This window comes from Kitasatospora sp. CB02891 (genome assembly GCF_002803145.1).
GTDB lineage: Bacteria > Actinomycetota > Actinomycetes > Streptomycetales > Streptomycetaceae > Kitasatospora > Kitasatospora griseola.
Genome location: NZ_NNBO01000006.1, coordinates 309,929 through 336,550, shown reverse-complemented (window position 1 = coordinate 336,550; position 26,622 = coordinate 309,929). Strand labels below are relative to the sequence as shown.

At 73.0% G+C, this 26,622-nt stretch carries 24 protein-coding genes; 21 read left to right on the top strand and 3 right to left on the bottom strand.

What is annotated here, in order from left to right; translation table 11 throughout:
- Positions 1-120 precede the first annotated feature (120 nt).
- Both CG736_RS16580 and CG736_RS16575 read left to right on the top strand, forming a co-directional pair.
- On the top strand, positions 121-387 hold the full coding sequence (locus CG736_RS16580; RefSeq protein WP_100586985.1) for a hypothetical protein: 267 nt from the start codon (positions 121-123) through the stop codon (positions 385-387).
- Positions 387-2,069, top strand: coding sequence for a WXG100 family type VII secretion target (locus tag CG736_RS16575; protein WP_100586984.1), 1,683 nt, complete (start codon positions 387-389; stop codon positions 2,067-2,069). The genes CG736_RS16580 and CG736_RS16575 overlap by 1 nt, the downstream gene beginning before the upstream one ends.
- A 39-nt stretch (positions 2,070-2,108) precedes the next feature.
- Here the strand turns inward: CG736_RS16575 and CG736_RS16570 are convergent, their stop codons facing one another.
- The gene (locus tag CG736_RS16570; RefSeq protein WP_100586983.1) at positions 2,109-2,807 is read right to left on the bottom strand and encodes a hypothetical protein; all 699 of its coding nucleotides are present in this window, start codon (positions 2,805-2,807) and stop codon (positions 2,109-2,111) included.
- A gap of 108 nt (positions 2,808-2,915) precedes the next feature.
- Here CG736_RS16570 and hisI point away from each other — a divergent pair, with 108 nt between their 5' ends.
- The 16 genes from hisI to CG736_RS16500 all read left to right on the top strand — a co-directional run bounded on the left by hisI (position 2,916) and on the right by CG736_RS16500 (position 20,240).
- Positions 2,916-3,290, top strand: coding sequence for a phosphoribosyl-AMP cyclohydrolase (hisI, locus tag CG736_RS16565; RefSeq protein ID WP_100586982.1), 375 nt, complete (start codon positions 2,916-2,918; stop codon positions 3,288-3,290).
- Positions 3,291-3,341: 51 nt separating this feature from the next.
- Positions 3,342-4,844, top strand: coding sequence for an anthranilate synthase component I (locus CG736_RS16560; protein ID WP_100586981.1), 1,503 nt, complete (start codon positions 3,342-3,344; stop codon positions 4,842-4,844).
- 280 nt (positions 4,845-5,124) lie between these two features.
- Complete coding sequence (locus tag CG736_RS16555) at positions 5,125-5,673, top strand: TIGR02234 family membrane protein (RefSeq protein WP_100586980.1); 549 nt, start codon at positions 5,125-5,127, stop codon at positions 5,671-5,673.
- A gap of 131 nt (positions 5,674-5,804) precedes the next feature.
- Positions 5,805-6,053 carry an HGxxPAAW family protein gene (locus CG736_RS16550; protein ID WP_100586979.1) on the top strand — a complete coding sequence of 83 codons (249 nt, stop codon included), beginning with the start codon at positions 5,805-5,807 and terminating at the stop codon, positions 6,051-6,053.
- A 91-nt stretch (positions 6,054-6,144) separates the two neighbouring features.
- A complete protein-coding gene (locus tag CG736_RS16545; RefSeq protein WP_232734029.1) occupies positions 6,145-6,579 on the top strand; it encodes a DUF2752 domain-containing protein in 435 nt (144 codons plus the stop codon).
- Positions 6,580-6,775: 196 nt separating this feature from the next.
- A complete protein-coding gene (gene trpC / locus CG736_RS16540) occupies positions 6,776-7,588 on the top strand; it encodes an indole-3-glycerol phosphate synthase TrpC (RefSeq protein WP_043913417.1) in 813 nt (270 codons plus the stop codon).
- Positions 7,589-7,597: 9 nt separating this feature from the next.
- Positions 7,598-7,747, top strand: a complete 150-nt coding sequence (gene trpM, locus CG736_RS38965) for a tryptophan biosynthesis modulator TrpM (protein ID WP_167349402.1) — start codon at positions 7,598-7,600, stop codon at positions 7,745-7,747.
- A gap of 55 nt (positions 7,748-7,802) precedes the next feature.
- Complete coding sequence (gene trpB, locus CG736_RS16535; protein WP_100586977.1) at positions 7,803-9,035, top strand: tryptophan synthase subunit beta; 1,233 nt, start codon at positions 7,803-7,805, stop codon at positions 9,033-9,035.
- A gap of 2 nt (positions 9,036-9,037) precedes the next feature.
- Positions 9,038-9,847, top strand: a complete 810-nt coding sequence (gene trpA, locus CG736_RS16530) for a tryptophan synthase subunit alpha (protein WP_100586976.1) — start codon at positions 9,038-9,040, stop codon at positions 9,845-9,847.
- 173 nt (positions 9,848-10,020) lie between these two features.
- Complete coding sequence (locus CG736_RS36275; RefSeq protein ID WP_157815609.1) at positions 10,021-10,191, top strand: hypothetical protein; 171 nt, start codon at positions 10,021-10,023, stop codon at positions 10,189-10,191.
- Between the two features lie 129 nt (positions 10,192-10,320).
- Positions 10,321-10,833 carry a MauE/DoxX family redox-associated membrane protein gene (locus tag CG736_RS16525; protein WP_100587073.1) on the top strand — a complete coding sequence of 171 codons (513 nt, stop codon included), beginning with the start codon at positions 10,321-10,323 and terminating at the stop codon, positions 10,831-10,833.
- Positions 10,834-10,881: 48 nt separating this feature from the next.
- Positions 10,882-11,754: a DsbA family protein gene (locus tag CG736_RS16520; RefSeq protein WP_369880206.1), complete on the top strand. Its 873-nt coding sequence runs from the start codon at positions 10,882-10,884 to the stop codon at positions 11,752-11,754.
- Positions 11,755-11,844: 90 nt separating this feature from the next.
- Positions 11,845-12,837, top strand: coding sequence for a prolipoprotein diacylglyceryl transferase (lgt, locus tag CG736_RS16515; RefSeq protein WP_100586974.1), 993 nt, complete (start codon positions 11,845-11,847; stop codon positions 12,835-12,837).
- Positions 12,838-13,021: 184 nt separating this feature from the next.
- On the top strand, positions 13,022-13,762 hold the full coding sequence (locus tag CG736_RS16510; RefSeq protein ID WP_100586973.1) for a VIT1/CCC1 transporter family protein: 741 nt from the start codon (positions 13,022-13,024) through the stop codon (positions 13,760-13,762).
- Between the two features lie 426 nt (positions 13,763-14,188).
- Positions 14,189-18,787 (top strand): glutamate synthase large subunit, encoded by a 4,599-nt coding sequence (gene gltB, locus CG736_RS16505; protein WP_100586972.1) that lies wholly within the window; start codon positions 14,189-14,191, stop codon positions 18,785-18,787.
- A complete protein-coding gene (locus tag CG736_RS16500) occupies positions 18,780-20,240 on the top strand; it encodes a glutamate synthase subunit beta (RefSeq protein WP_100586971.1) in 1,461 nt (486 codons plus the stop codon). The genes gltB and CG736_RS16500 overlap by 8 nt, the downstream gene beginning before the upstream one ends.
- Positions 20,241-20,391: 151 nt before the next feature.
- Here the strand turns inward: CG736_RS16500 and CG736_RS16495 are convergent, their stop codons facing one another.
- Positions 20,392-20,757: a nuclear transport factor 2 family protein gene (locus tag CG736_RS16495; protein ID WP_100586970.1), complete on the bottom strand. Its 366-nt coding sequence runs from the start codon at positions 20,755-20,757 to the stop codon at positions 20,392-20,394.
- A gap of 97 nt (positions 20,758-20,854) precedes the next feature.
- Here CG736_RS16495 and CG736_RS38615 point away from each other — a divergent pair, with 97 nt between their 5' ends.
- From CG736_RS38615 to CG736_RS16480, 3 genes are all read left to right on the top strand, one after another.
- Positions 20,855-23,515, top strand: coding sequence for an AAA family ATPase (locus CG736_RS38615; RefSeq protein WP_304528211.1), 2,661 nt, complete (start codon positions 20,855-20,857; stop codon positions 23,513-23,515).
- Between the two features lie 124 nt (positions 23,516-23,639).
- Positions 23,640-24,509 carry a helix-turn-helix transcriptional regulator gene (locus CG736_RS16485; protein ID WP_100586969.1) on the top strand — a complete coding sequence of 290 codons (870 nt, stop codon included), beginning with the start codon at positions 23,640-23,642 and terminating at the stop codon, positions 24,507-24,509.
- A gap of 57 nt (positions 24,510-24,566) precedes the next feature.
- Positions 24,567-26,024 carry an aldehyde dehydrogenase family protein gene (locus CG736_RS16480; RefSeq protein WP_100586968.1) on the top strand — a complete coding sequence of 486 codons (1,458 nt, stop codon included), beginning with the start codon at positions 24,567-24,569 and terminating at the stop codon, positions 26,022-26,024.
- A gap of 86 nt (positions 26,025-26,110) precedes the next feature.
- Here the strand turns inward: CG736_RS16480 and CG736_RS16475 are convergent, their stop codons facing one another.
- Positions 26,111-26,617, bottom strand: coding sequence for a GNAT family N-acetyltransferase (locus CG736_RS16475; protein WP_100586967.1), 507 nt, complete (start codon positions 26,615-26,617; stop codon positions 26,111-26,113).
- Positions 26,618-26,622: the final 5 nt, after the last annotated feature.

The following is a 26,622-nucleotide window of genomic DNA, read 5'->3' as shown; positions in this document are numbered from 1 at the left end:
TGCGAAGCCTTTGCCCACGGATCAGTAGGATGACCGGCTTGTTGCATAGGTCGCCGAGAGAGGGCAACTGCCATGGGGGACAGCGGGTTTCGGGTGGAACAGGGAGCACTTGACCGATATGTGTCACTGCTCGTGGAACAGTCCGAACAGCTGAGCAGGATCGCGTCGGCCACCGCCGCGATCACCATCTCGTCCGATGCTTTCGGACACCTGCCGAACGCCCAGCACCTGGCGTCGGCGTACCAGGAGCACGCGAGCGCGAACCGGGAGAACATCGGCGCCCTCGGCAGCGCCGTCGGCGGCACCTCCGAGGGGCTGGCGGGCGTCTCGCAGAACTACCAGGACCACGAGCAGTACGTGGTGCGCGTGATGGGCGGTGGCCAGTAATGCGGGGCGGGCGCAGCGGGGGCGGCGGAGGCCGGACCTCCACGGGCGGTTCGAGCAGCCACGGCGGCAGCACCGGCAGCCACGGCGGCCAGACCGGCAGCACCGGCAACCACGGCGGGCAGTCCGGCCCGCCGCCGCACGTGCCGCAGCAGCAACAGCCGCACGTCCCGGCGCAGCCGCAGCAGCCGCCGCACACCGGGCAGCAGCCGCAGCCGCACGTCCCGGCGCAGCAGCAGCCGCCCCACAACGGCCAGCAGCAGCCGCAGCACCCGGCCGACGACGACGGGGACGGCGCGGACGGCGTCGGCCCGATCGACCCGCGGGAGAACTGGTTCAAGGGCAAGCTCAAGGACAGCGCCGGCACCGTCATCGACAGCGTGAGCCAGCGCGCCGGTGACTGGGCGGCCGACAAGCTGTTCGGCCCGAAGGACCCGGAGAACCCCGAGCCGGGCGGCGGCGCCGCGCCGTCGACCGAGCTGGACGGCGCCGGTGCGGGCGGCGGGGACGTCGAGGGTCCCGGCAGCATGCTCGGCCGGGTGGCCGGTCAGGTCGGCGCCGAGGCGGCGGGCGGCGGCTGGGGCGACACCGGCACCGGCCGGATCATGATCGGCCGGGGTTCGCTGCCGCCCGGTCTGTCCCTGGACGGCCCCAGCGACGCCTACGCCTGGGCGCACGCCCGGGTCGAGCAGGCGATGGCGAACCTCGATCCGGCGCAGCACCCCGACCGGGGCGGTCTGGGCGGGATGCTCGACGAGGCGGTCGAGTGGGCGCTGGAGCAGTCCGGCCTGCTGGGGATGCTGGAGAAGGTCACCGGCAACCTGGCCGAGCTGAACGCCGCCGCGGAGGAGTGGCAGGCGCAGGCGCACGCCGTCCAGTCGGTGGCGTCCGAGCTGCGCGGCGGCGCGGTGCCGCTCTCCCAGGGGTGGGCGGGCAGCGCCAGCGACGCGTTCGGCGGCCACATGGGCGAGGTCGCGGACGCGCTCGACCAGACCGCGAAGGGCATGGAGCAGACCGCCCGGATCATCAACTCGGCCGCGCAGGAGTGCGCGATGGCCGAGGGCATGATCATCGAGATCATCAGCGAGGCGATCGAGTCGCTGATCGAGTCGCTGGCCGCCGAGGCGGTGATCGCGGTGGTCACCATGGGCGTCGGCCTGATCGCGGACGCGCTGATCACCGAGGCGCAGATCGCCCGCTTCGTGGCGAAGGTCGCCAAGGTCTCCACCGAGCTGGCGCGCAAGCTGGAGGAGCTGCTGAAGGCGCTCAAGGAGCTGGGCAGCGCCGTGAAGGCCGTCCGCAACCTGGAGGGCATCAGCAAGGCGCTGACCAAGGTCAAGGACGTGAAGACGGCGTTCAACGGCCTCCGCGAGCTGGAACAGGGCGAGGGGAAGATCGCCCAGGCCGCCCAGAAGCTCGACGCCAAGGCGAGCGAGTGGGCGGAGGGCAAGCTCCGGGAGGGGCTGGGGATCGAGGACGGCGACCCGGCGCAGCGCGGCGACGGCACGCTCAAGGGCAGCCTGAAGGCGGCCGGGCAGTCCTCCTGGGCGGTCGCCAAGGAGGGCCTGACGAGCGACGTCAACAAGGAGGCGGTCAAGCAGGAGCTCCTGCACGACGTCGGCCTCGCGCACGACCCGGCGCCGTACCGGGTGGACGAGTCGCGGATCGCGACCGCCTTCGGCTGACCGGCCCCGCCGGGGTGGCGGCGGGGCCGACCGGTACGGTCAGCGCCCCGCCGTCGCCGCGCGGAACGCCTCCCGCTCGTCCGAGTCCTGGAAGTCCAGGGCGATCCAGGAGCCGTCCGCGAACAGCAGGTCCTGGCGGGCGGCCCAGACGTCGTTCGGGGTGTCCGGGCGCAGCCACCAGCTGCCGAAGGGCAGTTCGTACAGCGGGACGGCCCGGTAGTGCTGGTTGTGCTGAAGGCTGGTCCAGCGGCTGAGGACCAGCAGCCGACGGTCCGTCAGCAGCACCGTGAACCAGTCGTGGTCGGCGCGCAGCTTCTCGCCGGGCGTGGTGCGCACCGCCCGCCAGAACTGCCGTGCCGTCGAGCCGTCGCCGCCGCTCAGCGAGCCGCCGTGCAGCGGCCGGCGCAGCGCGCGGTAGGCGCGCCGGGTCAGCGACAGGCCGTACGGGCGGCGCAGGTGCAGGTTCGGCACGAAGACCTCGACGAACCAGCGCGGCAGGAAGTACGTCCAGAATCCGCGCCAGAGCGCGGCGAAGAAGTTGTGGATCCAGGCCAGCGGGGCGTAGCTCGCCGCGCGGACGGTGTCCCGGTCCCACCAGAGCGGCGCCAGACGGTCCAGTTTCATCGCCCAGGCGCCGATCATCGGCTCGCCGGGGTGGAGGTGCTCGCCCGCCGTCCGCTGGAGCCGGTAGTCACCGAACGCGGCGGCGGGCAGTGGTTGCGACTGGTACTGGCTCACCTGGCAAATCCCCCAACATGCACAGCAGCTCTGCTTTTTGTCGGGGCTCAAACTACCGGGTCGGGCCACCCGCCCGGGCCGACCCGGGCGCCCTGCGAGAATGGGGGAATGTCGACCAACCCCGCCGCCCCCGGCAGCACCGCCCTGGACCCGGCGATCGCCGCCCGCCTCAAGCGCACCGCGGACGGCCTGCTGCCCGCCGTCGCCCAGCAGTACGACACCGGTGAGGTGCTGATGCTCGGCTGGATGGACGACGAGGCGCTGCACCGCACCCTGACCACCGGCCGCTGCACGTACTGGAGCCGCAGCCGCAACGAGTACTGGGTGAAGGGCGACACCTCGGGCCACTTCCAGCACGTCAAGCACGTCGCGCTGGACTGCGACGGCGACACCCTGCTGGTCAAGGTCGACCAGGTCGGCGCGGCCTGCCACACCGGCGACCGGACCTGCTTCGACGCCGACGTGCTGCCGCTGTCCCGCTAGCCTGTCCCTGCTTCGACTGCCCACCTGCCCCTCTCATCCGATCGGTGCCCCATGGAACTTGAGGCTTTCCGCACGCTCGCCGCAGACACCCGGGTCATTCCCGTCACCCGCCGGCTCCTCGCGGACGGCCTCACCCCGATCGGCGTGTACCGCAGCCTGGCGGCCGAACGGCCCGGCACCTTCCTGCTGGAGTCCGCCGAGCAGGGCAGCTGGGCCCGGTACTCGTTCGTCGGGGTGCGCTCCGGCGCCGTCCTGACGGTCGGTCAGGACGGCGGCGCGCGCTGGCTGGGCGAGCCCCCGGTCGGCATCCCGACCACCGGCGACCCGCTGGAGGTGCTGCGCGCCACGCTGGCCGCCCTGCACACCCCCCGGCGCCCCGACGACGGCCTGCCGCCGCTCACCGGCGGCCTGGTCGGCTACCTCGGCTACGACGTGGTCCGCCGCCTGGAGAACCTGCCCGACCTCACCCCGGACGACCTGCAACTCCCCGAGCTGACCCTGCTGCTGGCCACCGACCTGGCGGTGCTCGACCACGCAGACGGCACCGTGCTGCTGATCGCCAACGCCGTCAACCACAACGACCTGGCCACCGGCGTGGACGAGGCGTACGCCGACGCGGTGGCCCGGCTGGACGCGATGGAGGCCGACCTGCGCCGCCCCGTCGACCCGGGCCTCGCCACCTGGACACCGACCGAGGTGGCGGCGCACTCGCCGTTCGGCGGCGAGCCCTACCGCAAGGCGGTGGAGGTGGTGAAGGAGCGGATCCGGGCCGGCGAGGCGTTCCAGGTGGTGCCCTCGCAGCGCTTCGAGTCCCCGTGCGAGGCGTCCGCGCTGGACGTCTACCGGGTGCTGCGGACCACCAACCCCAGCCCGTACATGTACCTGTTCCGCTTCCCCGGCCCGGACGGCGGCGCGGAGGGCGGCTTCGACGTGGTCGGCTCCAGCCCGGAGGCGCTGGTCAAGGTCGCCGAGGGCGAGGCGATGGTGCACCCGATCGCCGGCACCCGGCACCGCGGCGCCACCGCGCTGGAGGACGCCGAGCTGGCCGCCGAGCTGCTCGCCGACCCGAAGGAGCGGGCCGAGCACCTGATGCTGGTCGACCTGGGCCGCAACGACCTGGGCCGGGTCTGCGCGCCGGGCTCGGTCGAGGTGGTGGAGTTCATGACGATCGAGCGCTACAGCCACGTCATGCACATCGTCTCGACCGTCACCGGCAAGGTCGCCGAGGACCGCAGCGCGCTCGACGTGCTCACCGCCTGTTTCCCGGCCGGCACGCTGTCCGGCGCGCCCAAGCCCCGTGCCATGCAGATCATCGAGGAGCTGGAGCCGACCCGCCGCGGCCTGTACGGCGGCTGCGTCGGCTACCTGGACTTCGCCGGCGACTCGGACACCGCGATCGCGATCCGCACCGCGGTGATCCGCGGCGGCACCGCGTACGTCCAGGCCGGGGCGGGCGTGGTCGCCGACTCCGACCCGCACGCCGAGGACACCGAGTGCCGCAACAAGGCCACCGCGGTGCTGCGGGCGGTCGCCGCCGCCAACACCCTGCGCTGACCGGCCCCGCGGCGGGGTGCCGACGTGCGGTCGGGGCTGTGTCGGTCGGTGGCGGTCGGGCTGCGGTGTGCGGTCGGGCTGTGTCAGTTGGTGGCGGGCGGGCGGTGGTGAGGGGCGGTGGCGGGCTGCGGTGTGCGGTCGGGGCTGTGTCGGTCGGTGGCGGGTGGCAGGTGGCCGGGTGGTGGTGAGGGGCGGTGGCGGGCTGCGGCGTGCGGTCGGGGACACTGGACGGGTGAGTGAGACCCCCGCTGCCCCCAAGTCCCGAGGCACCCTCGCGCTGATGCTGCTGCTGACCGCGCTCGGTGCCACGCTGGTGCTGACCGCCGTCGGCCGCACCTGGGCGGAGGGGGTGGCGCCCGGCACGGCCGGCGGCCGGATCGAGATCGCCGCCTCGGGCAGCAAGCTGACCGGCCTGCCGACCGGCATGGCGCTGGTGGCGATGGCCGCCGCCGTCGCGGTGTTCGCGGTGCGCGGCCGGGCCCGGATGCTGGTCGGCCTGCTGACGGTGCTGGCAGGCGTCGGCGCGGTCGCCGGGGCGGTCATCGGCCGCACCGACACCGCGGGCCTGCACGACCTGGCCGCCGCGCAGCTCGGACTGACCAGCGCGCACGCCGAGGGGATCACCCGCACCGGCTGGCCGTGGGTGGCGCTGGCGGGCGGGCTGCTGCTGTTCCTGGCCGGCGCCGTGACGGTCCGCTTCGGCCGGAACTGGCCCGCCATGGGCTCCCGTTACGAGGCGCCGACCGCCCGGCGGTCGCCCCGCCCGGCCGGGGACAGCCCCGCTGACCTGTGGAAGGCCCTGGACCGCGGCGAGGACCCCACCGGCTGAGTGTGCTCGGCACCACTGCGGCCCCCGCTTGGGGACGCCGTGTTCGGCCCGGCACAATGGGGGTGTCAACCCGTCGAGCGCCGCCCAGGATCGCCCGACCGGGGCCCCGGATAACAAGGAGCAGCATCAAGATGGCTTCAGCAGCGCACGGCCACACTCCCGCCGCGTGGACCGGCGTGGTCATTTCCTTCGTCGGTTTCTGCGTGGCCGGCGTGGCCATGATCATGCCGAACGTCGTGCTGACCATTGCGGGCCTCGCCGTGGTCCTGATCGGCGGTGTCGTCGGCAAGGCGATGTCGATGGCAGGCATGGGCAAGCAGCCCAGCAAGAACTACGCGCCGGCGTCCGCCGAGGAGCGCAGCGCGGTCACCGCGGCCTGACCGCGGGACACGGTACGAACGGCGGGCCGCGCGCCCGCCGTTCGGCGTTTTCCGGGGAGTTTTCCGTACCGGCCCGGGCACAATCGTGCCCGTGAACGCTCCCTCCGCCCCCGTCGCCGGCTCGGCCCCGCGCCGCCTGGTCCGCCCACTGGCCGCGCTGGTCTCGGTGGCGATGCCCACCGCGTTCGTCGCCGCGGTCGACCCGAACACGCCCGGCCACTACCCGGTGTGCCCGGTGCTGCAGGCGACCGGCTGGTGGTGTCCCGGCTGCGGCGGCCTGCGCTGCGTGCACGCGCTGACCAGGGGCGACCTGCTGACCGCCGGCCACGACAACCTGCTGGTGACGCTGCTGGCGCTGACCGCCCTGGTGCTGTGGGTGCGCTGGACGGTGCGGGCGGTGCGCGGCCGTCCCGCCGGCTTCCGACTGACCGGCCGGCAGGCGGTGCTGCTGATGCTGGTCCTGGCGCTGTTCGCGGTGGTGCGCAACCTGCCGATCGGCGCCGGACTCGCGCCCCCGGCGGTCTAGAACCCCGCCGACTCGCGCCCCCGGCAGTCCGGAACGGGCTTCGGGACGGGCCCTGAACGCGCGCCCGGCGGTCCGCCGATCGAGACGCGCGCCGGACGGATGCGGAGTGCGCCCCCCGGGCCCGATACCATCGAAAGGCCGGGGCCGTGCACCTGTGTCCCCGGCCACACCAGCGAAACATGATGGGGGCGCACGCGTGACTGTGCTCGACGAGATCATCGACGGGGTCCGGCAGGACCTCGCCGAGCGACAGGCCCGGACCTCCCTGGACGAGCTCAAGGAGCTCGCCGCGAAGGCGCCCGAGGCGAAGGACGGCGTGGCCGCGCTGCGCGGCGACGGCGTCCGGGTGATCTGCGAGGTCAAGCGCTCCAGCCCGTCCAAGGGCGCACTCGCGGCGATCGCCGACCCGGCCGCGCTGGCGGTCGACTACGCGGCCGGCGGGGCCGCCGCGATCAGCGTGCTCACCGAGCAGCGCCGCTTCGGCGGCTCGCTGGCCGACCTGGACGCGGTGCGCGCCGCGGTCGAGACCCCGATCCTGCGCAAGGACTTCATCGTCACCGCCTACCAGCTGTGGGAGGCCCGCGCGCACGGCGCGGACCTGGCGCTGCTGATCGTCGCCGCGCTGGAGCAGCCGGCACTGGTCTCGCTGATCGAGCGGGCCGAGTCGATCGGGCTGACCCCGCTGGTCGAGGTGCACGACGAGGAGGAGATCGCCCGCGCGGTGGACGCCGGCGCGAAGATCATCGGCGTCAACGCCCGCAACCTGAAGACCCTCCAGGTCGACCGGAACACCTTCGGCAACGTGGTGGACGCCATCCCGGCGCACATCGTCAAGGTTGCCGAGTCCGGCGTGCGCGGCCCGCACGACCTGATCACCTACGCCAACCAGGGCGCCGACGCGGTGCTGGTCGGCGAGTCCCTGGTGACCGGCCGCGACCCGCGCACCGCGGTCGCCGACCTGGTCGCCGCCGGCGCCCACCCGGCGCTGCGCAACAACGGGCGGGGCTGACCCGCCGCCATGTCGATCGCCACCCGTCTCGCCCCCGGCTGCCGCCCGCGCGGCTGCCGCGCGCCCGCACGCCGGGTGCTGGGGCGGCGGGTGCGCTACGTGATCGGCTGCGAGCCCGGGCAGGTCCCCGGACGTCGATGGCGCGGAACCCGCGGCTGACCATTCGCCGCCCGTTCCACTTTTCACGCCGTCACTTCCACTTCGAGGACGAGTCATGTCCGAGCTCAACCTTCCGGGTACCCAGGTCCCGGACAGCCGCGGTTACTTCGGCGCCTACGGCGGCCGCTTCATCCCGGAGGCGCTGGTCGCCGCCGTCGAGCAGGTCGCGGAGGAGTACGAGAAGGCCAAGGCCGACCCGGCGTTCGCCGCCGAACTCGACGCCCTGCTGAAGGACTACACCGGCCGGCCCAGCCCGCTGACCGACGTCCACCGGTTCTCCGCCGAGGCCGGCGGGGCGCGGGTCCTGCTCAAGCGCGAGGACCTGAACCACACCGGCTCGCACAAGATCAACAACGTGCTGGGCCAGGCGCTGCTGACCCGCCGGATGGGCAAGACCCGGATCATCGCCGAGACCGGCGCCGGCCAGCACGGCGTGGCCACCGCCACCGCCTGCGCGCTGTTCGGCTTCGACTGCACCATCTACATGGGCGAGGTCGACACCCAGCGGCAGGCCCTGAACGTCGCCCGGATGCGGATGCTGGGCGCCGAGGTGATCCCGGTGAAGTCCGGCAGCCGCACCCTGAAGGACGCCATCAACGAGGCGTTCCGCGACTGGGTCGCCAACGTCGACTCCACCCACTACCTGTTCGGCACCGTCGCCGGCCCGCACCCGTTCCCGATGATGGTGCGCGACTTCCACCGGGTCATCGGCATCGAGGCCCGGCAGCAGGTGCTGGACCGCACCGGGCGGCTGCCCGACGCGGTGGTCGCCTGCGTCGGCGGCGGCTCCAACGCGATGGGCATCTTCCACGAGTTCATCCCGGACGCGGGCGTGCGCCTGATCGGCTGCGAGGCGGCCGGCGACGGCGCCGACACCCCGAAGCACGCCGCCACTCTGACCAAGGGCGACCCGGGCGTGCTGCACGGCTCGCGCACCTACGTGCTGCAGGACGAGGACGGCCAGACCATCGAGTCGCACTCGATCTCGGCCGGCCTGGACTACCCGGGCGTCGGCCCCGAGCACGCCTGGCTGAAGGACACCGGCCGGGCCGAGTACCGCCCGGTCACCGACCGCGCCGCGATGGAGGCGCTGCGGCTGCTGTCCCGCACCGAGGGCATCATCCCGGCCATCGAGTCCGCGCACGCCCTGGCCGGCGCGCTCGAACTCGGCCGCGAGCTCGGCCCGGAGGCGACCATCCTGGTCTCGCTGTCCGGCCGTGGCGACAAGGACATGCACACCGCCGCCGAGTACTTCGGCCTCTACGACGACGCCGAGGGGACCAACTGACCATGGCCGACACCAAGCTCACCACCGCCCTCGCCGCCGCCAAGGCCGAGGGCCGGGCCGCCCTGATCGGCTACCTGCCGGCCGGCTTCCCGACCGTCGACGGCGGCATCGCCGCGATCAACGCGCTGATCGAGGGCGGCTGCGACGTCGTCGAGGTCGGCCTGCCGCACTCCGACCCGGTGCTGGACGGCGCGGTCATCCAGACCGCCGACGACATCGCGCTGCGCGGCGGCGTGAAGATCAAGGACGTGCTGCGCACCGTCGCCGAGGTCGCCGCCGCCCACCCGGCCGTGCCGGTGCTGGTGATGACGTACTGGAACCCGGTGGACCGCTACGGCGTCGCCCGGTTCGCCGCCGACCTGGCCGCGGCCGGGGGAGCGGGCTGCATCCTGCCCGACCTGCCGGTCGAGGAGTCGGTGGAGTGGCGCAAGGCCGCCGGGGAGCACGGCCTGGACACCGTGTTCGTGGTCGCCCCGTCCTCCCAGGACGCCCGCCTGGCCGAGGTCACCGCGGCCGGCTCCGGCTTCGTCTACGCCGCCGCCGTGATGGGTGTCACCGGCACCCGCTCCGCGGTCGGCAACCTGGCCGAGGACCTGGTGGCCCGGACCCGCGCCACCACGGCGCTGCCGGTCTGCGTCGGCCTGGGCGTCTCCAACGCCGACCAGGCCGCCGAGGTCGCCGCCTTCGCGGACGGCGTGATCGTCGGCTCCGCGTTCGTGAAGCGCCTGCTGGACGCGGCCGATCCGGCGGTCGGCACGGCCGCCGTCCGGGCGCTGGCCGCGGACCTGGCGACGGGTGTGCGCCGCAAGTAGCGCCCGAAGCCGAAGGCCCGGAGCCGTCCGGGGAGCAACAGCCGCTCCCCGGGCGGCTCTTCGGCGTTCTGGGGCCGCCACCTGATCGGGTGAACTGTCCGGGCCGCTCGGTGATCTTGTCGGGGCTCCGGCCGTTGAACCGGCTGACGGTGGGTCGGCGGAAGGGCGGGCGGATGGCGCGGGTGCAGAGGGCGGTCCTGCTGCGGGCGCTGGCGGCCGGTCTGGCGCTGGTCGCGGCGCTGGCCGGAAGCGGCGGCGTGGAACGGGAGTTGGCCCGCCGGGGCGCGGAGCGGGCGGTGGTGTGCCAGCAGCCGGAGGCGGGGTGCGGAGAGCCGGGACGATGATCTGCCGAACCGGACGTATGTCCGCATAACCTCACTCATCCGGCGTAACTCGCGAATATGGAGGAACCACCCGCCATCCCCTACGGTTCATCAGGCAGGAAACGGCGGAGCGTGCCCGAGGGGGAACTGATGGCCAGTCAGCAGGCCGAACACGACCGGGTGAGCGGGTTTCGCCGGGTGGTGGACGGTCCGGCGGCGGAGTGGTTCGGGCTGGCGGTGCGGCTGGGCCTGGCCGTGGTGTGGGGCTGGGCCGGTCTGGCGAAGGTCGCCGACCCGGCGGAGGCGGCGCAGGCCGTCCGGGCCTACGAGATCCTGCCCGAGTCGCTGGTGAAGCCGGTCGGCTGGGGGCTGCCGTTCCTGGAGCTGGCCCTGGCCGTGCTGCTGGTGCTGGGCCTCGGCACCCGGGTGGTCGCGGTGATCTCCGCGGCGCTGCTGCTGCTGTTCATCGCCGGCATCTCCTCCGTCTGGGCGCGCGGCATCTCGATCGACTGCGGCTGCTTCGGCGGCGGCGGCGCGGTGAGCGAGTCGCAGACCAAGTACGTCCAGGAGATCCTCCGCGACACCGGCTTCCTGCTGCTGTCCGCGTGGCTGATCTTCCGCCCCCGCACCAAGCTCTCGGTGGACGCCTGGCTGGCCGCCTGAGCACCCCGTCCCCGCTCCACCCCTCGAAGAGAACCGACCCCTGGACCCATGGCAGAGCACCTCATGAGCGACAAGAACCAAGAAGGCAAGCGCAGCGCCCGTGAGCGGATGCTGGAGGAACGGGCGGAGCAGGAGGCCCGGGCGAAGCGGAAGAAGAAGCTGGTGGTCGGCGGCGCGGTGGTCGCCGTGATCGCCGCCGCCGTGGTGGTCGGCGTGGTCGTGCAGAACCAGCGCTCCAAGCCGGAGACCCCGACCGCCGCCCCGGCGGGCACCATCGGCGACAAGAACCTGATCATCCCGGTCGGCGCCGCCAACGCCCCGTCCACCCTCACCGTGTACGAGGACCCGCGCTGCCCGGCCTGCGGCGCCTTCGAGCGCACCTTCTCGCCGACCATCGACCAGCTGGAGGACGCCGGCAAGGTCTTCGTCAACTACCACATCGTCTCGTTCATCGACCGCTCGCTGGGCGGCAACGGCTCCAAGTACGGCGCCAACGCGCTGGGCTGCGCGCAGAACGCCGGGCACTTCCGGGACTACCACGACGTGCTGTACCGCAACCAGCCCGGGGAGACCGAGGACACCTTCGGCACCAAGCAGACCCTGATCGACCTGGGCAAGCAGGTGCCGGGGCTGGACAACGCGGAGTTCCGGTCCTGCATCGACACCAACAAGTTCGGCGGCTGGGTCTCCGCGGTCCAGCAGGACTTCGACAAGTCCAGCTTCAAGTCCACGCCGACGGTGCTGCTCAACGGCCAGCCGATCTACCCGAAGAAGGGCGACGAGCAGATCAGCACCGATAACCTGGTGAAGTGGGTGGACGAGGCCAACCAGGGCAAGCAGCTGGGCACCCCCGGCCCGCACGGGCAGAGCCCGGCGCCCACCTCGACCGCCGCCGAGCCCAACACCTCGCCCACGCCCTGACCGCCGGACGACCGACCGGGAGGTTTGATGCTTCCGTGACCCGCTCCGGTGCCGGTGCGAGGGGCGGGACACGGTAGCGTCGAGGGTGTCATGGATCTCGCATACATTCCGAGCCCGTCGCGGGGCGTCCTGTACCTCGGACCCATCCCGCTGCGCGCCTACGCCTTCTGCATCATCATCGGTGTCGTCGTGGCCGTGTGGCTCGGCAGCAAGCGCTGGGTCGCCCGCGGCGGCGGCCGGCACACGGTCGGCGACATCGCGGTCTGGGCGGTGCCGTTCGGTCTGGTCGGCGGCCGGCTGTACCACGTCATCACCGACAACCAGCTGTACTTCCGCGAGGGCAAGCACCCGCTCGACGCGCTGAAGATCTGGGAGGGCGGCCTCGGCATCTGGGGCGCCATCGCCTTCGGCGCGGTCGGCGCCTGGATCGGCGCCCGCCGCCGGGGCGTCCCGCTGCCCGCCTGGGCCGACGCGCTCGCCCCCGGCATCGCGCTCGCCCAGGCCATCGGCCGCTGGGGCAACTGGTTCAACCAGGAGCTGTACGGCAAGCCCACCACGCTGCCCTGGGGCCTGAAGATCGACAAGACCCTGCCGAACGGCGACGTGGTCACCGGCATCTACCACCCGACCTTCCTGTACGAGTCGCTCTGGTGCGTGCTGGTCGCGGTGCTGGTGATCTGGGCCGACAAGCGCTTCACCCTCGGCCACGGCCGGGCCTTCGCGCTGTACGTCGCGCTCTACACGCCCGGCCGGTTCTGGACCGAGTGGCTGCGGATCGACGAGGCGCACCGCTTCTTCGGCCTGCGGCTGAACGACTGGGTGGCGATCCTCGTCTTCATCGGCGCAGTGGTCTACCTGGTGGTCTCCGCCCGGCTGCGCCCGGGCCGCGAGGACCCGGACGAGATCGACCCGCAGGCCACCCGCGAGCGCGCCGAGGCCGCGGCTGCCGCGGCCGGCGCCGGGGACGCCCCGGCCGACGACACGCCGAAGGACGCCAGGGGCCTCGAGGACCCGAAGGACCCGAAGGACGCGAAGAGCGTCCAGGCCGCCAAGGCCGCCAGGGACGCCGAAAAGTCCTCCTGAGCGCACCAGTTGACCCTCCACGGGGCCGCTCCGCCAGCACCGGCGGGGCGGCCCCAACTGCCTTTGGGCAGGCTTACTTTGCTGGAAACTCGCAGGTCAAAAGGCTAGTTTCGAAGGGCACGAGCAGCCTGTCCGGAACCCGGCCTGGGGGGTGTTCGCCGTGCCCGGAAGGGGAGCCGCCCGTATGAGCACCGTCACCGTCGACCACCACACCGACAGCCCGCAGCCCCGGATACCCGCCGACGGCCACCACCGGGACGTCAACGGCGGCTGGCTGCGTCCGGCCGTGTTCGGCGCCGTGGACGGCCTGGTGTCCAACTTCGCGCTGATGACCGGCGTGGTCGGCGGGGCCGCCGAGCCGAGCACCGTGGTGCTGACCGGACTGGCCGGCCTGGCGGCCGGCGCGTTCTCCATGGCAGTGGGGGAGTACACCTCGGTGGCCTCCCAGCGCGAGCTGGTGGAGGCCGAGCTGGAGGCCGAGCGGATCGAGCTGCGGCGCAACCCGCACGGCGAGCTGGCCGAGCTGGCGCAGCTGTACGTGGCCAAGGGCGTCGAGCCGGAGCTGGCCATGGAGGTCGCCCGCCAGCTGTCCGCCGACCCGGACACCCTGCTCGCCGTCCACGCCCGCGAGGAGCTCGGCGTGGACCCGGAGGACCTGCCCTCGCCGCTGGTCGCCGCCGTCTCCTCGTTCGGCTGCTTCGCGCTGGGCGCACTGCTGCCCGTGCTGCCCTACCTGCTCGGCGCGACCGCGCTGTGGCCGGCCGCGCTGCTGGCCATGCTCGGCCTGTTCGTCTGCGGTGCGGCGGTGGCCCGGGTGACCGCCCGTACCTGGTGGTTCAGCGGCCTGCGCCAGCTCGCGCTGGGCGGCGCGGCGGCGGCCGTCACCTTCCTGCTGGGCCGACTGATCGGCGGGGCGATCGGCTGACCGGGCCTCCGGACGGGCCTGTACGAACACCCAGATCTCTGCATGACTATGCATTGGAGCGCGTGATGTTCCACACATGGGCACGGGCCGTCGCCTTGCCCTAGTCTCAACATCCGGTCGCCGACCCGCACAATCCCAACCGCGGTCGGCGTCCTGGTCGGAGAATCCCAGGCCGGCCCCCGGCGGGGTCGTTCCGGGGGCGTTTCGCCCCTGTTTCGACCCCCTCGACCCCGGGCACACTGGTCTGGACGCGCGACGCTGCGCCTTCCCTCCATCCGCCCCGTGACCTGGGGTTGCGTCCGCGATACGGACGCAGGAATCCACTTCCCGGGACCACCGGCATCATGTAACCTGCACCGACCAATCGCATCAGGGCCAACGTCGTCCCTTTGCATCAAGCAACTGATCACGACGACGGGAGAGCCGATGCTGTCTGCATCCCTGCACTCCGGCCACGAGGACGACCCGGCCACCGGCGGCCCCTACGCCCTCGTTCCGGACGCGCGTCCCCAGGCCCAGGGTCTCTACGACCCGCGCAACGAGCACGACGCCTGCGGCGTCGGCTTCGTGGCCACGCTCACCGGCATCGCCGACCACAGGATCGTCGAGCAGGCGCTGACCGTGCTGCGCAACCTGGAGCACCGCGGCGCCACCGGCGCCGAGCCCGACTCCGGCGACGGCGCGGGCATCCTGACCCAGATCCCGGACGCGTTCCTGCGCGCCAACGTCGGCTTCGAGCTCCCCGCCGCCGGCTCCTACGCGGTCGGCATCGCCTTCCTGCCCCAGGACGACGAGGCGACCGAGGCCGCCGTCGCCCGGATCGGCGCGATCGCCGCCGAGGAGGGCCTGACCGTCCTCGGCTGGCGCGACGTCCCCACCGCCCCGGAGCTGCTGGGCGCCACCGCCCGCTCCGTCATGCCGCGCTTCCGGCAGTTCTTCGTCTCGCACGGCGAGCGGGCCGACATCGAGCTGGACCGGATCGCGTTCGTGGTGCGCAAGCGCGCCGAGCGGGAGGCCGGGGTGTACTTCCCCTCGCTGTCCGCCCGCACCCTGGTCTACAAGGGCATGCTGACCACCGGGCAGCTGGAGCCGTTCTTCCCCGACCTGTCGGACCGGCTGTACGCCTCCGCGATCGGCCTGGTGCACTCGCGGTTCTCCACCAACACCTTCCCGAGCTGGCCGCTCGCCCACCCGTACCGCTTCGTCGCGCACAACGGCGAGATCAACACGGTCAAGGGCAACCGCAACTGGATGACCGCCCGGGAGTCGCAGCTCGCCACCGACCTGATCCCCGGCGACCTGAGCCGGATCTTCCCGGTCTGCACCCCGGACCACTCCGACTCGGCGTCCTTCGACGAGGTGCTGGAGCTGCTCCACCTCGGCGGCCGCTCGCTGCCGCACGCGGTGCTGATGATGATCCCGGAGGCGTGGGAGAACCACGCCACCATGGACCCGGCCCGCCGCGCGTTCTACCAGTACCACTCCAACCTGATGGAGCCCTGGGACGGACCGGCCTGCGTCACCTTCACCGACGGCACCCGGATCGGCGCCGTCCTGGACCGCAACGGCCTGCGCCCCGCCCGGTACTGGATCACCGAGGACGGCCTGGTGGTGCTCTCCTCCGAGGTCGGCGTGCTCGACATCGACCAGGACAAGGTCGCCAAGAAGGGCCGCCTGCAGCCCGGCCGGATGTTCCTGATCGACACCGCCGAGCACCGGATCGTCGAGGACGAGGAGATCAAGTCCGCCCTCGCCGCCGAGAACCCCTACGAGGAGTGGGTCGCCGCCGGGCAGATCCAGCTCGCCAAGCTCCCCGAGCGCGAGCACATCGCCCACACCCACGCCTCGGTGACGCGCCGTCAGCAGACCTTCGGCTACACCGAGGAGGAGCTGCGGGTCATCATCGCGCCGATGGCCAAGACCGGCGCCGAGGCGCTCGGCTCGATGGGCACCGACTCGCCGATCGCCGCGCTCAGCGAGAAGCCGCGGCTGCTGTTCGACTACTTCACCCAGCTGTTCGCCCAGGTCACCAACCCGCCGCTGGACGCCATCCGCGAAGAGCTGGTCACCTCGCTGCACAGCAACCTCGGCCCCGAGGGCAACCTGCTGGACGCCACCCCCGCGCACTGCCGCTCGGTCGGCATCACCTTCCCGGTGATCGACAACGACGAGCTGGCCAAGCTGATCCACGTCAACGCGGACGGCGACCAGCCCGGCCTGAAGGCCGTCACCCTCTCCGGCCTGTACAAGGTCGCCACCGGCGGCCAGGGCCTGGCGGCCCGGCTCGCCGAGATCGCCGCCGAGGCCGACGCGGCGATCGCCGACGGGGCCCGGATCATCCTGCTCTCCGACCGGCACTCGGACGCCGAGCACGCGCCGATCCCGTCGCTGCTGCTCACCTCGGCGATCCACCACCACCTGATCCGCACCAAGCAGCGCACCCAGGTGTCGCTGCTGGTCGAGGCCGGCGACGTCCGCGAGGTGCACCACGTCGCGCTGCTGATCGGCTACGGCGCCGGCGCGGTCAACCCGTACCTGGCGATGGAGTCCGTCGAGGACCTGGTCTCGCAGGGCGTCTTCGTGCAGGGCGCGGAGCCCGAGAAGGCGATCAAGAACCTGATCAAGGCGCTCGGCAAGGGCGTGCTGAAGGTGATGTCCAAGATGGGCATCTCCACCGTCGCCTCCTACCGCGGCGCGCAGGTCTTCGAGGCCATCGGCCTGTCCCAGGAGCTGGTGGACACCTACTTCGCGGGCACCACCACCAAGCTCGGCGGCATCGGCCTGGACGAGATCGCCCGGGAGACCGCCGCCCGGCACGCCAAGGCGTACCCGGCGTCCGGCATCTCCGCCGCGCACCGCGCGCTGGAGATCGGCGGCGAGTACCAGTGGCGCCGCGAGGGCGAGCCGCACCTGTTCGACCCGGAGACGGTGTTCCGGCTCCAGCACTCCACCCGCACCAAGCGCTACGACGTCTTCAAGCAGTACACGGGCCGGGTGAACGCCCAGTCCGAGCGGCTGATGACGCTGCGCGGCCTGTTCCGGCTGGACGGCCTCGGCCGGACCCCGATCTCGGTGGACGAGGTCGAGCCGGTCTCCGAGATCGTCAAGCGGTTCTCCACCGGCGCGATGTCCTACGGCTCCATCTCGATGGAGGCGCACGAGACCCTCGCGATCGCGATGAACCGCCTCGGCGGCAAGTCCAACACCGGCGAGGGCGGCGAGGACCCGGAGCGCCTGTACGACCCCGAGCGCCGCTCGGCGATCAAGCAGGTCGCCTCCGGCCGGTTCGGCGTCACCTCCGAGTACCTGGTCAACGCCGACGACATCCAGATCAAGATGGCCCAGGGCGCCAAGCCCGGCGAGGGCGGCCAGCTGCCCGGCCACAAGGTCTACCCGTGGGTGGCGAGGACCCGGCACTCCACTCCGGGCGTCGGCCTGATCTCCCCGCCGCCGCACCACGACATCTACTCCATCGAGGACCTGGCTCAGCTGATCCACGACCTCAAGAACGCCAACCCGGCCGCCCGCATCCACGTGAAGCTGGTCTCCGAGGTCGGCGTCGGCACGGTCGCGGCCGGCGTCTCCAAGGCGCACGCCGACGTGGTGCTGATCTCCGGCCACGACGGCGGCACCGGCGCCTCCCCGCTGACCTCGCTCAAGCACGCGGGCGGCCCCTGGGAGCTCGGCCTCGCCGAGACCCAGCAGACCCTGCTGCTCAACGGCCTGCGCGACCGCATCGTGGTGCAGACCGACGGCCAGCTGAAGACCGGCCGCGACGTGGTCATCGCCGCCCTGCTGGGCGCCGAGGAGTTCGGCTTCGCGACCGCCCCGCTGGTGGTCTCCGGCTGCATCATGATGCGGGTCTGCCACCTCGACACCTGCCCGGTCGGCGTCGCCACCCAGAACCCGGTACTGCGCGAGCGGTTCACCGGCAAGCCCGAATTCGTGGTCAACTTCTTCGAGTTCATCGCCGAAGAGGTCCGCGAGATCCTCGCCGAGCTGGGCTTCCGCTCGATCGAGGAGGCCGTCGGCCACGCCGAGCACATCGACGCGCGGGCCGCGATCGACCACTGGAAGGCCGCCGGGCTCGACCTCGCCCCGCTGCTCCACGTCCCCGAACTGCCCGAGGGCGCGGCCCTGCACCGCACCACCGAGCAGGACCACGCCCTCGACAAGGCCCTCGACAACCAGCTGATCGAGCTGGCCGAGGACGCCCTGGAGCGCGGCGACGCCGTCCGCATCCAGCTGCCGATCCGCAACGTCAACCGCACCGTCGGCACCATGCTCGGCCACCGCGTCACCCAGAAGTACCGCGGCGAGGGCCTGCCCGAGGGCACCATCGACGTCACCTTCACCGGCTCGGCCGGCCAGTCGTTCGGCGCCTTCGTCCCCCGGGGCGTGACGCTGCGCCTGGAGGGCGACGCCAACGACTACGTCGGCAAGGGCCTGTCCGGCGGCGTGCTCGTGGTCCGCCCCGCCCGGGACGCCGCCGCGATCGGCGCCGACGCGCAGCACCACGTGATCGCCGGCAACACCATCGGCTACGGCGCCACCTCGGGCCGGATCCACCTGCGCGGCAAGGCCGGTGAGCGCTTCGCCGTCCGCAACTCCGGCGCCACCCTGGTGGTGGAGGGCGTGGGCGACCACGGCCTGGAGTACATGACCGGCGGCCGAGTGGTGATCCTCGGCGAGACCGGCCGCAACCTGGCGGCGGGCATGTCCGGCGGCATCGCCTACGTGCTGGACCTGCGCCCCGCCAACGTCAACAGCGGCATGGTGGGCATCGAGGCCCCGGGCGCCGCCGACCGCGAATGGCTGCGCGAGACCGTGCAGCAGCACTACGAGGAGACCGGCTCCACCGTGGCCGCCGAACTCCTGGCCGACTGGGGCAGCGGGGTCTCCCGCTTCTCCACGATCATGCCGACCGACTACAAGGCAGTGCTCGCCGCCAAGGACGCCGCTGAGCGCGATGGCCTCTCCGAGGCCGACACCACCGCGAAGATGATGGAGGCGGCACGTGGCTGACCCCAAGGGCTTCCTGACCACGCCCAAGCAGCTGGCGGAGCGCCGTCCGGTGGACGTGCGACTGCGCGACTGGAACGAGGTCTACGTCGAGCGCAGCCTCCTTCCGATCATCAGTGAGCAGGCCGGGCGCTGCATGGACTGCGGCATCCCGTTCTGCCACAACGGCTGCCCGCTCGGGAACCTCATCCCCGAGTGGAACGACCTCGCCTACCGGGACGACTTCGTCGGCGCCATCGAGCGCCTGCACGCCACCAACAACTTCCCGGAGTTCACCGGCCGCCTCTGCCCCGCCCCGTGCGAGTCGGCGTGCGTGCTCGGCATCAACCAGGACGCGGTGACCATCAAGAACGTCGAGGTCACCATCATCGACAAGGCCTGGGACCGGGGCGGCGTCACCCCGCAGGTCCCGGAGCGGCTGTCCGGCAAGACCGTCGCCGTGGTGGGCTCCGGCCCGTCCGGTCTGGCCGCCGCCCAGCAGCTCACCCGGGCCGGGCACACCGTCGTCGTGTACGAGCGCGCCGACCGGATCGGCGGACTGCTGCGCTACGGCATCCCCGAGTTCAAGATGGAGAAGCGCCACATCAACCGCCGCATCGAGCAGATGCGCGCGGAAGGCACCCGGTTCCGCACCGGTGTCGAGGTCGGCGTCGACCTCACCGGCCAGGACCTGCGCTCCCGCTTCGACGCGGTCGTGGTCGCGGCCGGCGCCACCACCGCCCGTGATCTGCCCGTCCCCGGACGGGAGTTGAACGGCATCCACCAGGCGATGGAGTACCTGCCGCTGGCCAACAAGGTCCAGGAGGGCGACTACGTCGACTCCCCGATCTCGGCCAAGGGCAAGCACGTCGTGGTCATCGGCGGCGGCGACACCGGCGCCGACTGCGTCGGCACCGCGCACCGCCAGGGCGCGGCCTCCGTCACCCAGTTGGAGATCATGCCGCGGCCGTCGGAGGCCCGTCCGGCCGGCCAGCCGTGGCCGACCATGCCGATGACGTACAAGGTGACCTCCGCCCACGAGGAGGGCGGCGAGCGCGTGTACTCGGTCTCCACCACGCACTTCGCGGGCGACGAGGACGGGAACGTCCAGGAGCTGCACCTCGTCGAGGTCGCCTTCAAGGACGGCAAGTTCGAGCCCGTGCCCGGCAGCGAGAAGGTGATTCCCGCTCAGCTGGTCACCCTCGCCATGGGATTCACCGGCACCGACGTCAGGAACGGCCTGGTCGAGCAGCTCGGCGTCGACCTCGACGCCCGCGGAAACATCGCCCGCGACGGCAAGTTCGGCACCAACGTCTCCGGGGTGTACGTTTGCGGTGACGCCGGTCGCGGTCAGTCGTTGATCGTCTGGGCGATCGCGGAAGGCCGCTCGGCCGCCGCGGCGGTCGACAAGTACCTGGGTGGCAAGACACCGCTCCCCGCCCCGATCAAGCCGACCGACCGTCCCCTGGTGGTCTGACCACCTCCAAGAACGCCAGCCCCCCTCACGGGGGGTGCGGCCGACAAACACCGACCCGCCAGAGCCGCCGGGATCCGGTCGACGCCTGCCCCTTCCCCGACCAGGTACAGGGCAGGCGTCGTTGTTTTCGCAGGCAGGGAGAGCAGGACCACTATGCGGTCGGCACCTTGTCCAGGAAGCCGACGACCGTCGCGATCCGTCCGTCCTCCGCGGCCGTGAGGACGTCGAAGCCGATGACCAGGGCCTCGTCCGCGCCCTCCGGGGCGAGTTCCCAGGTGAAGCGGGCGACGTTGTGGTGGGCGTCGACGGGGCCGGCGAGGCGGAAGGCGAGGCCGGCGAACTGGGACTGGACGGCGGCGAGGGTGGCGTCGAACTCGTCGTGGCCGTGGGTGGCGACCAGGGGGTCGGTGTAGGCGCCGTCGGTGGTCCAGGCGTCCTCGACGAGCTTGCGGCGGGCGGTCGGGTCGGTCTCGTTCCAGGCGGCGAGGTAGCGCTCGGCGAGGTTCTGCAGGTCCATGGTGTGCTCCGTTTCGCGTGGTGTCTTCCTTGCGGGACAAGAAGCTACGGAGCTTGCGCGGACGGCGAATCGGTCGCGGATAGGTAGGGTGCTGGGCATGCTGCTGTACGGACGGGGGTCGGAGCAGTCGGTCGTCGGCCGGCTGCTGGAGTCGGCGGGCGCGGGTCGGGCCGGGGTGCTGGTGCTGCGCGGGGAGCCGGGGGTGGGCAAGAGCGCCCTGCTGGCCGCCGCGGCGGAACTCGCCTCGGGGCGGGTGCTGCGGGCGGCCGGGGTGGAGTCGGAGGCCCGGCTGCCGTACGCGGCGCTCAGTCAGCTGCTGGCCCCGGTGCTGGACCGCACGGCCGCCCTGCCGGGTCCTCAGCGGGCCGCGCTGGAGCGGGTGTTGGGGCTGGCGGACGGCCCGGCCGGGGATCGGCTGCTGGTGGGCCTCGCGGTGCTGACGCTGCTGGGCGATCTCGCCGAGCAGGGCCCGTTGCTGTGCCTGGTGGACGACGTGCAGTGGGTGGACCGGGAGTCCGCGGAGGCGTTGCAGGTGGCGGCGCGCCGGCTGGGCGCGGAGGCGGTGGTGCTGCTGCTGGCGACCCGGGTGGACGGGCCGGAGCTGCCCGGGCTGCCGGAGTTGCGGGTGGAGCCGTTGGGCGAGGCGGCGGCCGCCGAGCTGCTGGCCGCCGTCGCGCCGGAACTCGCGGACGTCGAGCCGGTGTTGGCGGCGGCGCAGGGCAATCCGCTGGCCCTGGTGGAGCTCGCGGCGGGCGGCGCCGACGGGGTGCTGCCCCCGGCGGGGCGGCTGCGGGTGGCGTACCACGGGCAGGTGAGCCGGCTGCCGGGCGGTGCACAGCGGTGGCTGCTGCTGGCGGCGTTGGAGGAGTCCGGTTCGCCGGAGGTGCTGCTGCGGGCCGCGGAGGAGTCCGGGTTGACGGCGGCGGATCTCGCTCCGGCCGAGCAACAGGGCATGATCCGGGTCGAGTTGACCGCGAATCAGGTGGTGTTCCGGCACCCGTTGCTGCGGTCGGTGCTGGTGGACCGGGCACCGCTGGCAGATCGGCTGGCCGCGCATGCGGCGCTGGCCCGGGCGTACGGGGAGCGGGAGCCGTTGCGGCGGGCGTGGCACCTGGCGTTGGCGGCGACCGGCCGGGACGCGGCGGTGGCGGAGGAGTTGGCGGCCGCGGCGGCCGGGGCGGCGTCGCGCGGCGGGCACACGGGGGCGTCGGCGGCGTTCGAGCGGGCCGCGCGGCTGAGCCCGGACCCGGCGCGGGCCCGGGAGTTGACGGTGGAGGCGGTGGAGGCGGCGCTGGAGGCGGGCGAGGTCGGCCGGGCCGAGGCGCTGGCGGCCGCGGCGGACGGTCCGGGGCTGGACGCGGCGACCCGGGCGCACCTGCTGTTCGCCCGGGGGGTGGCGGAGTTCTGGCGGGGCGAGCACCGCTCCGCGCACCGGCGGCTGGGCGAGGCGGCGGGCCTGGTGGCGGAGTTCGCGCCCGGCCCGGCGGCCCGGGTGCTGGTGCAGGCCGTGCACGCGGCCTGGTACCTCGACGCGGCGGCGGTGCGCGGGACGCTGACGGCGCTGGGCGCGGTCGAGCTGCCGGCGGACGATCCGCTGGTGCCGGTGGTGCGGTACGTGACGGGGGCGCTTGGGGACGGGCCGGACGGTCCGGCGCTGGCGGAGGCCGAGCGGGCGGCGCGGGCCGCCGGGGCGGTGGCGCCGGTGGACCTGGCGCTGGCGTGCGGGGCCGCCCTGCTGCCGGGCCGGGACGAGGAGGTGCTGGACCTCGCGGGCCGGCTGGTCCGGGAGGCCCGGGAGGGCGGCGCGTTCGGGACGCTGCCGACGCTGCTGTTCTTCCTGGCCGAGGCCGAGCTGTTCACCGGCCGCCCGGGCACCGCCGACGAGCACGCGGGGGAGGCGCTGCGGCTGGCCGAGGACTGCGGGCAGCCGCTGTGGACCGGGCAGTTGCACGGTTTCCTGGCGTACCTGGCGGCGGCCCGCGGCGAGGACGCCCGGTGCCGGGAGCACGCCGGGCTGGCGCGGGCCCGCGGCGCCTCCGGGGTGCCGTGGGCGCAGTGGGCGCTCGGCGTGCTGGAGTTGGGCGCGGGCCGGGCCGAGGACGCGTTCGGGCAGCTGACGGCGCTGGCCGGCGGCGGGCAGAACTTCCAGGTGTCGGCCGTCCGTTCGGTGCCGGACCTGGTGGAGGCGGCGGTGCGGCTGCGCCGGCCGGAGGAGGTCGCCGAGCCGCTGGCCCGGTTCGAGCGGTGGGCGGACCGCAGCGGGCTGCCGTGGGCCCGGGCGCTGGTGCACCGCTGCCACGCGCTGCTGGCGCCGGAGGAGTTGGCGGAGGAGTGCTACCTGGCGGCGCTGGCCCGGCACGCCGAGCAGCCCCGTCCGTGGGAGCAGGCCCGCACCGAGCTGCTGTACGGCGAGTGGCTGCGCCGGGGCCGGCGCAGGTCGGAGGCCCGGGCGCCGCTGCGCTCGGCCGAGCAGGCGCTGCGTCAACTGGGCGCGCTGCCGTGGGCGGAGCGGGCCCGGCTGGAGCTGGACGCCACCGGCGCGCCCGCCGCGCGCGGCCCGGCCGGGGCGGTGGCGGGCCTGACCCCGCAGGAGTCGCAGATCGTCCGGCTGGCCGCGCAGGGCCTGTCCAACCGGGACATCGCCGCCCAACTGTTCCTGAGCGCCCGCACCGTGGGCCACCACCTGTACAAGGCGTACCCGAAACTCGGGGTGAGTTCGCGCACCGATCTCGCCCAGGTGTTGCCGACGCTGTCCTGAGTGACGCCGCAGCACAACTGTGCAACGGCTTGGCCAAATGCCGGAAGCCCCTCGCGGAGTGTCGTCGGGCAGTGGCAGACTGCATCCCACAGGGTCCAACTGGTGGTTCGGGGCGGAGGTTTGCATGACGGGCCTGCAGACGGGCAGCGGTGCGACCGCGCGTCGCATCCAGTTGGGCGCCCAGTTGCGCCGCCTGCGCGAGGCCCGAGGCGTGACCCGGGAGGACGCGGGCTACTCGATCCGCGCCTCCGAGTCGAAGATCAGCCGGATGGAGCTCGGCCGGGTCGGCTTCAAGCAGCGCGACGTGGCGGACCTGCTGACGCTGTACGGCGTGGAGGACGAGCACTCCCGGGCGGCGCTGCTCGGCCTGGTCGTCGAGACCAACACCCCGGCCTGGTGGCACGGCTACGGGGACGTCATCCCCGGCTGGTTCCAGACGTACCTCAACCTGGAGGACGCGGCGAACCTGGTGCGCAGCTACGAGGTGCAGTTCGTGCCCGGGCTGCTCCAGACGCCCGAGTACGTGCACGCGGTGATGCGGGCGGGCAGCCCGACGGTGCCGGACGAGGAGATCGCCCGGCGGGCGGCCGTCCGGCTGCGCCGCCAGGAGCGCTACCTGGCGGCGGACACCACCGCCCGGCTGGAGCTGATCGTCGACGAGACGGCGCTGCGCCGTCCGTGCGGCGGGCCCGAGGTGATGCGCGGTCAGCTGGCCCGACTGGCCGAGCTGTCGCTGCGGGAGACCATCAGCCTGCGGGTGCTGCCGCTGGGCATGGGCGCGCTGGCCGCGGACAGCGGGGCGTTCACCGTGCTGTGCTTCCCCGAGCCGGACCTGTCGGACGTGGTGTACGTCGAGCAGTTCACCACCGCGCTGTACCTGGACAAGCCGAGCGAGGTCGCCGAGTACACGGCCGCGCTGGACCGGGTGTCGGCGGCGGCGCTGTCCGAGGAGGAGACCCGGGTGCTTCTGGCGGAGATCCTCCAAGAGAGCTAGTCCGCACCTAAGATGATGATCCGTCAGTAGGTGATCGTCAGCACCGAAAGGGATCCGATGTCCTTGATCGCGGAACTCGCCCAGCAGTACATCGACGGCCAGTGGCGGCCGGGAACCGGCTCCTGGGACATCGTGGACCTCGATCCCTTCAGCGGGGAGAAGCTGGCCTCCTTCACCGTGGCCACCGCCGAGGAGATCGACCAGGCCTACCGCGCCGCCGAGCGGGCCCAGCCCGCCTGGGCCGCCGCCAGCGCGTACGACCGCCGACTGGTGTTCGAACGGGCGCTGCAGGTGGTCGAGGCCCGCGAGGCCGAGATCCTCGACGTGCTGACCGTCGAGCTCGGCGGCACCCTGATGAAGTCCGCGTTCGAACTCTCGCTGGTCAAGGACATGCTGCGGGAGTCGATGTCGCTGGCGCTGAGCGCCGAGGGCCGGATCCTGCCCTCGCCGGTGCCCGGCAAGGAGAACCGCCTCTACCGGCTGCCGGTCGGCGTGGTCGGCGTGATCAGCCCGTTCAACGCCCCGATCTTCCTGTCGCTGAAGGCCGTCGCGCCCGCGCTCGCCCTCGGCAACGCGGTCGTCCTCAAGCCCCACCAGGACGCACCGGTGGCCGGCGGCACCCTGATCGCCAAGATCTTCGAGGAGGCCGGGCTGCCCGCCGGCCTGCTCAACGTCGTCCTCACCGACATCGCCGAGATCGGCGACGCGTTCATCGAGCACCCCGTGCCCAAGGTGATCGCCTTCACCGGCTCCGACACCGTCGGCCGGCACGTCGCCACCGTCGCCGCGAGCCACCTCAAGCGGACCGTCCTCGAACTCGGCGGCAACAGCGCCCTCGTGGTGCTCGACGACGCCGACATCGACTACGCGGTGGACGCCGCCGTGGCCAGCCGCTTCGTCCACCAGGGCCAGATCTGCATGGCCGCCAACCGGATCCTGGTCGACCGCAGCCTGTTCGCCGAGTTCAGCGAGAAGTTCACCGCGAAGGTCGCCTCGCTGCGGGCCGGCGACCCCGGCGACCCGGAGACCCAGCTCGGCCCCCTGATCAACACCGCCCAGGCCGAGTCCGTCACCGCCGAGGTCGACCGGGCGATAGCCGCCGGCGCCCGCCCGCTGCTGCACGGCGCCACCGTCGGCACCCTGGTGAAGCCCACCGTCCTCACCGACATCCCGGTCGGCGCCCCGATCCTGCACCGCGAGATCTTCGGCCCCGTCGCCCTGCTGATCCCCTTCGACGGCGAGGACGAGGCCGTCCGGATCACCAACGACACGCCTTTCGGCCTGTCCGGGGCCGTCCACACCGCGAACATCGAACGCGGCGTGCGATTCGCCCAGCGCATCGACACCGGCATGATGCACGTCAACGACGGCACCATCGCCGACGAACCGATCGTCCCGTTCGGCGGCCAGAAGAACTCCGGCCTCGGCCGCCTCAACGGCGAGAGCAGCGTGGACGCGTTCACCACCGTCAAGTGGATCTCGATCCAGCACGGGCGCTCGCGCTTCCCGTTCTGATGAGGGGTTGGCAGGACGCGAACCGACAGGGGGTCCGGGGGTAGCCCCAGCGCCCCTGTCGGTGCAACCCCCGGTTTCGGGCCCGCTTATCGCCCGAGCCGGAAGGCTTCCAGCTCCGTGCCGTACCAGCGGTCGGTGCGGCCGAGCGGGGTCATGCCCAGGCGGTGGCAGACCGCCGCCGAGCGGGTGTTGTCCGGGCGGACGAGGGCGTACAGCTCTGTCAGGCCGTCGGCGAAGGCGCGGTCGCGGATCGCGGTCGCGGCCTCCGTCGCGTAGCCGTGGCCCCAGCTGTCCGGGTGGAAGTGCCAGCCGATCTCGATCTCGCCGGCGCCGTCCGGGATCGGGATCAGCAGCAGTGTCCCGGCGATCACGCCGGTCTCACGGACCTCGACCGCCCAGACGCCGTGCCGGCCGTCCGGTGTGCAGCGGGAGCGGAAGCGGGCGATCAGGTCGTCCGCCTCGGCGGGCTCGGCGAGGGCGCGGGGCTCGGCGCCGAGCCAACGGGCCACCTCCCACCGGGAGTAGAGGTCGAAGGCGCGGTCGCGGTCGGCGGGTTCCCAGGGGCGCAGGGTGAGGCGCTCGGTGGTCGGCATGCGGT

Bases quoted from the DNA above. Each gene is read 5' to 3' on its own strand.
- CG736_RS38615 (WP_304528211.1), top strand. From the start codon at position 20,855: ATGCTGCTGTACGGACGGGGGTCGGAGCAGTCGGTCGTCGGCCGGCTG.
- trpM (WP_167349402.1), top strand. From the start codon at position 7,598: ATGTCGATCGCCACCCGTCTCGCCCCCGGCTGCCGCCCGCGCGGCTGC.
- CG736_RS16550 (WP_100586979.1), top strand. From the start codon at position 5,805: ATGGCTTCAGCAGCGCACGGCCACACTCCCGCCGCGTGGACCGGCGTG.
- gltB (WP_100586972.1), top strand. From the start codon at position 14,189: ATGCTGTCTGCATCCCTGCACTCCGGCCACGAGGACGACCCGGCCACC.
- CG736_RS16560 (WP_100586981.1), top strand. From the start codon at position 3,342: ATGGAACTTGAGGCTTTCCGCACGCTCGCCGCAGACACCCGGGTCATT.
- CG736_RS16525 (WP_100587073.1), top strand. From the start codon at position 10,321: ATGGCCAGTCAGCAGGCCGAACACGACCGGGTGAGCGGGTTTCGCCGG.
- CG736_RS16475 (WP_100586967.1), bottom strand. From the start codon at position 26,617: ATGCCGACCACCGAGCGCCTCACCCTGCGCCCCTGGGAACCCGCCGAC.
- CG736_RS16520 (WP_369880206.1), top strand. From the start codon at position 10,882: ATGGCAGAGCACCTCATGAGCGACAAGAACCAAGAAGGCAAGCGCAGC.
- CG736_RS16480 (WP_100586968.1), top strand. From the start codon at position 24,567: ATGTCCTTGATCGCGGAACTCGCCCAGCAGTACATCGACGGCCAGTGG.
- hisI (WP_100586982.1), top strand. From the start codon at position 2,916: ATGTCGACCAACCCCGCCGCCCCCGGCAGCACCGCCCTGGACCCGGCG.
- CG736_RS16555 (WP_100586980.1), top strand. From the start codon at position 5,125: ATGCTGCTGCTGACCGCGCTCGGTGCCACGCTGGTGCTGACCGCCGTC.
- CG736_RS16495 (WP_100586970.1), bottom strand. From the start codon at position 20,757: ATGGACCTGCAGAACCTCGCCGAGCGCTACCTCGCCGCCTGGAACGAG.
- trpA (WP_100586976.1), top strand. From the start codon at position 9,038: ATGGCCGACACCAAGCTCACCACCGCCCTCGCCGCCGCCAAGGCCGAG.
- CG736_RS36275 (WP_157815609.1), top strand. From the start codon at position 10,021: ATGGCGCGGGTGCAGAGGGCGGTCCTGCTGCGGGCGCTGGCGGCCGGT.
- CG736_RS16575 (WP_100586984.1), top strand. From the start codon at position 387: ATGCGGGGCGGGCGCAGCGGGGGCGGCGGAGGCCGGACCTCCACGGGC.
- trpB (WP_100586977.1), top strand. From the start codon at position 7,803: ATGTCCGAGCTCAACCTTCCGGGTACCCAGGTCCCGGACAGCCGCGGT.
- CG736_RS16485 (WP_100586969.1), top strand. From the start codon at position 23,640: ATGACGGGCCTGCAGACGGGCAGCGGTGCGACCGCGCGTCGCATCCAG.
- CG736_RS16510 (WP_100586973.1), top strand. From the start codon at position 13,022: ATGAGCACCGTCACCGTCGACCACCACACCGACAGCCCGCAGCCCCGG.
- lgt (WP_100586974.1), top strand. From the start codon at position 11,845: ATGGATCTCGCATACATTCCGAGCCCGTCGCGGGGCGTCCTGTACCTC.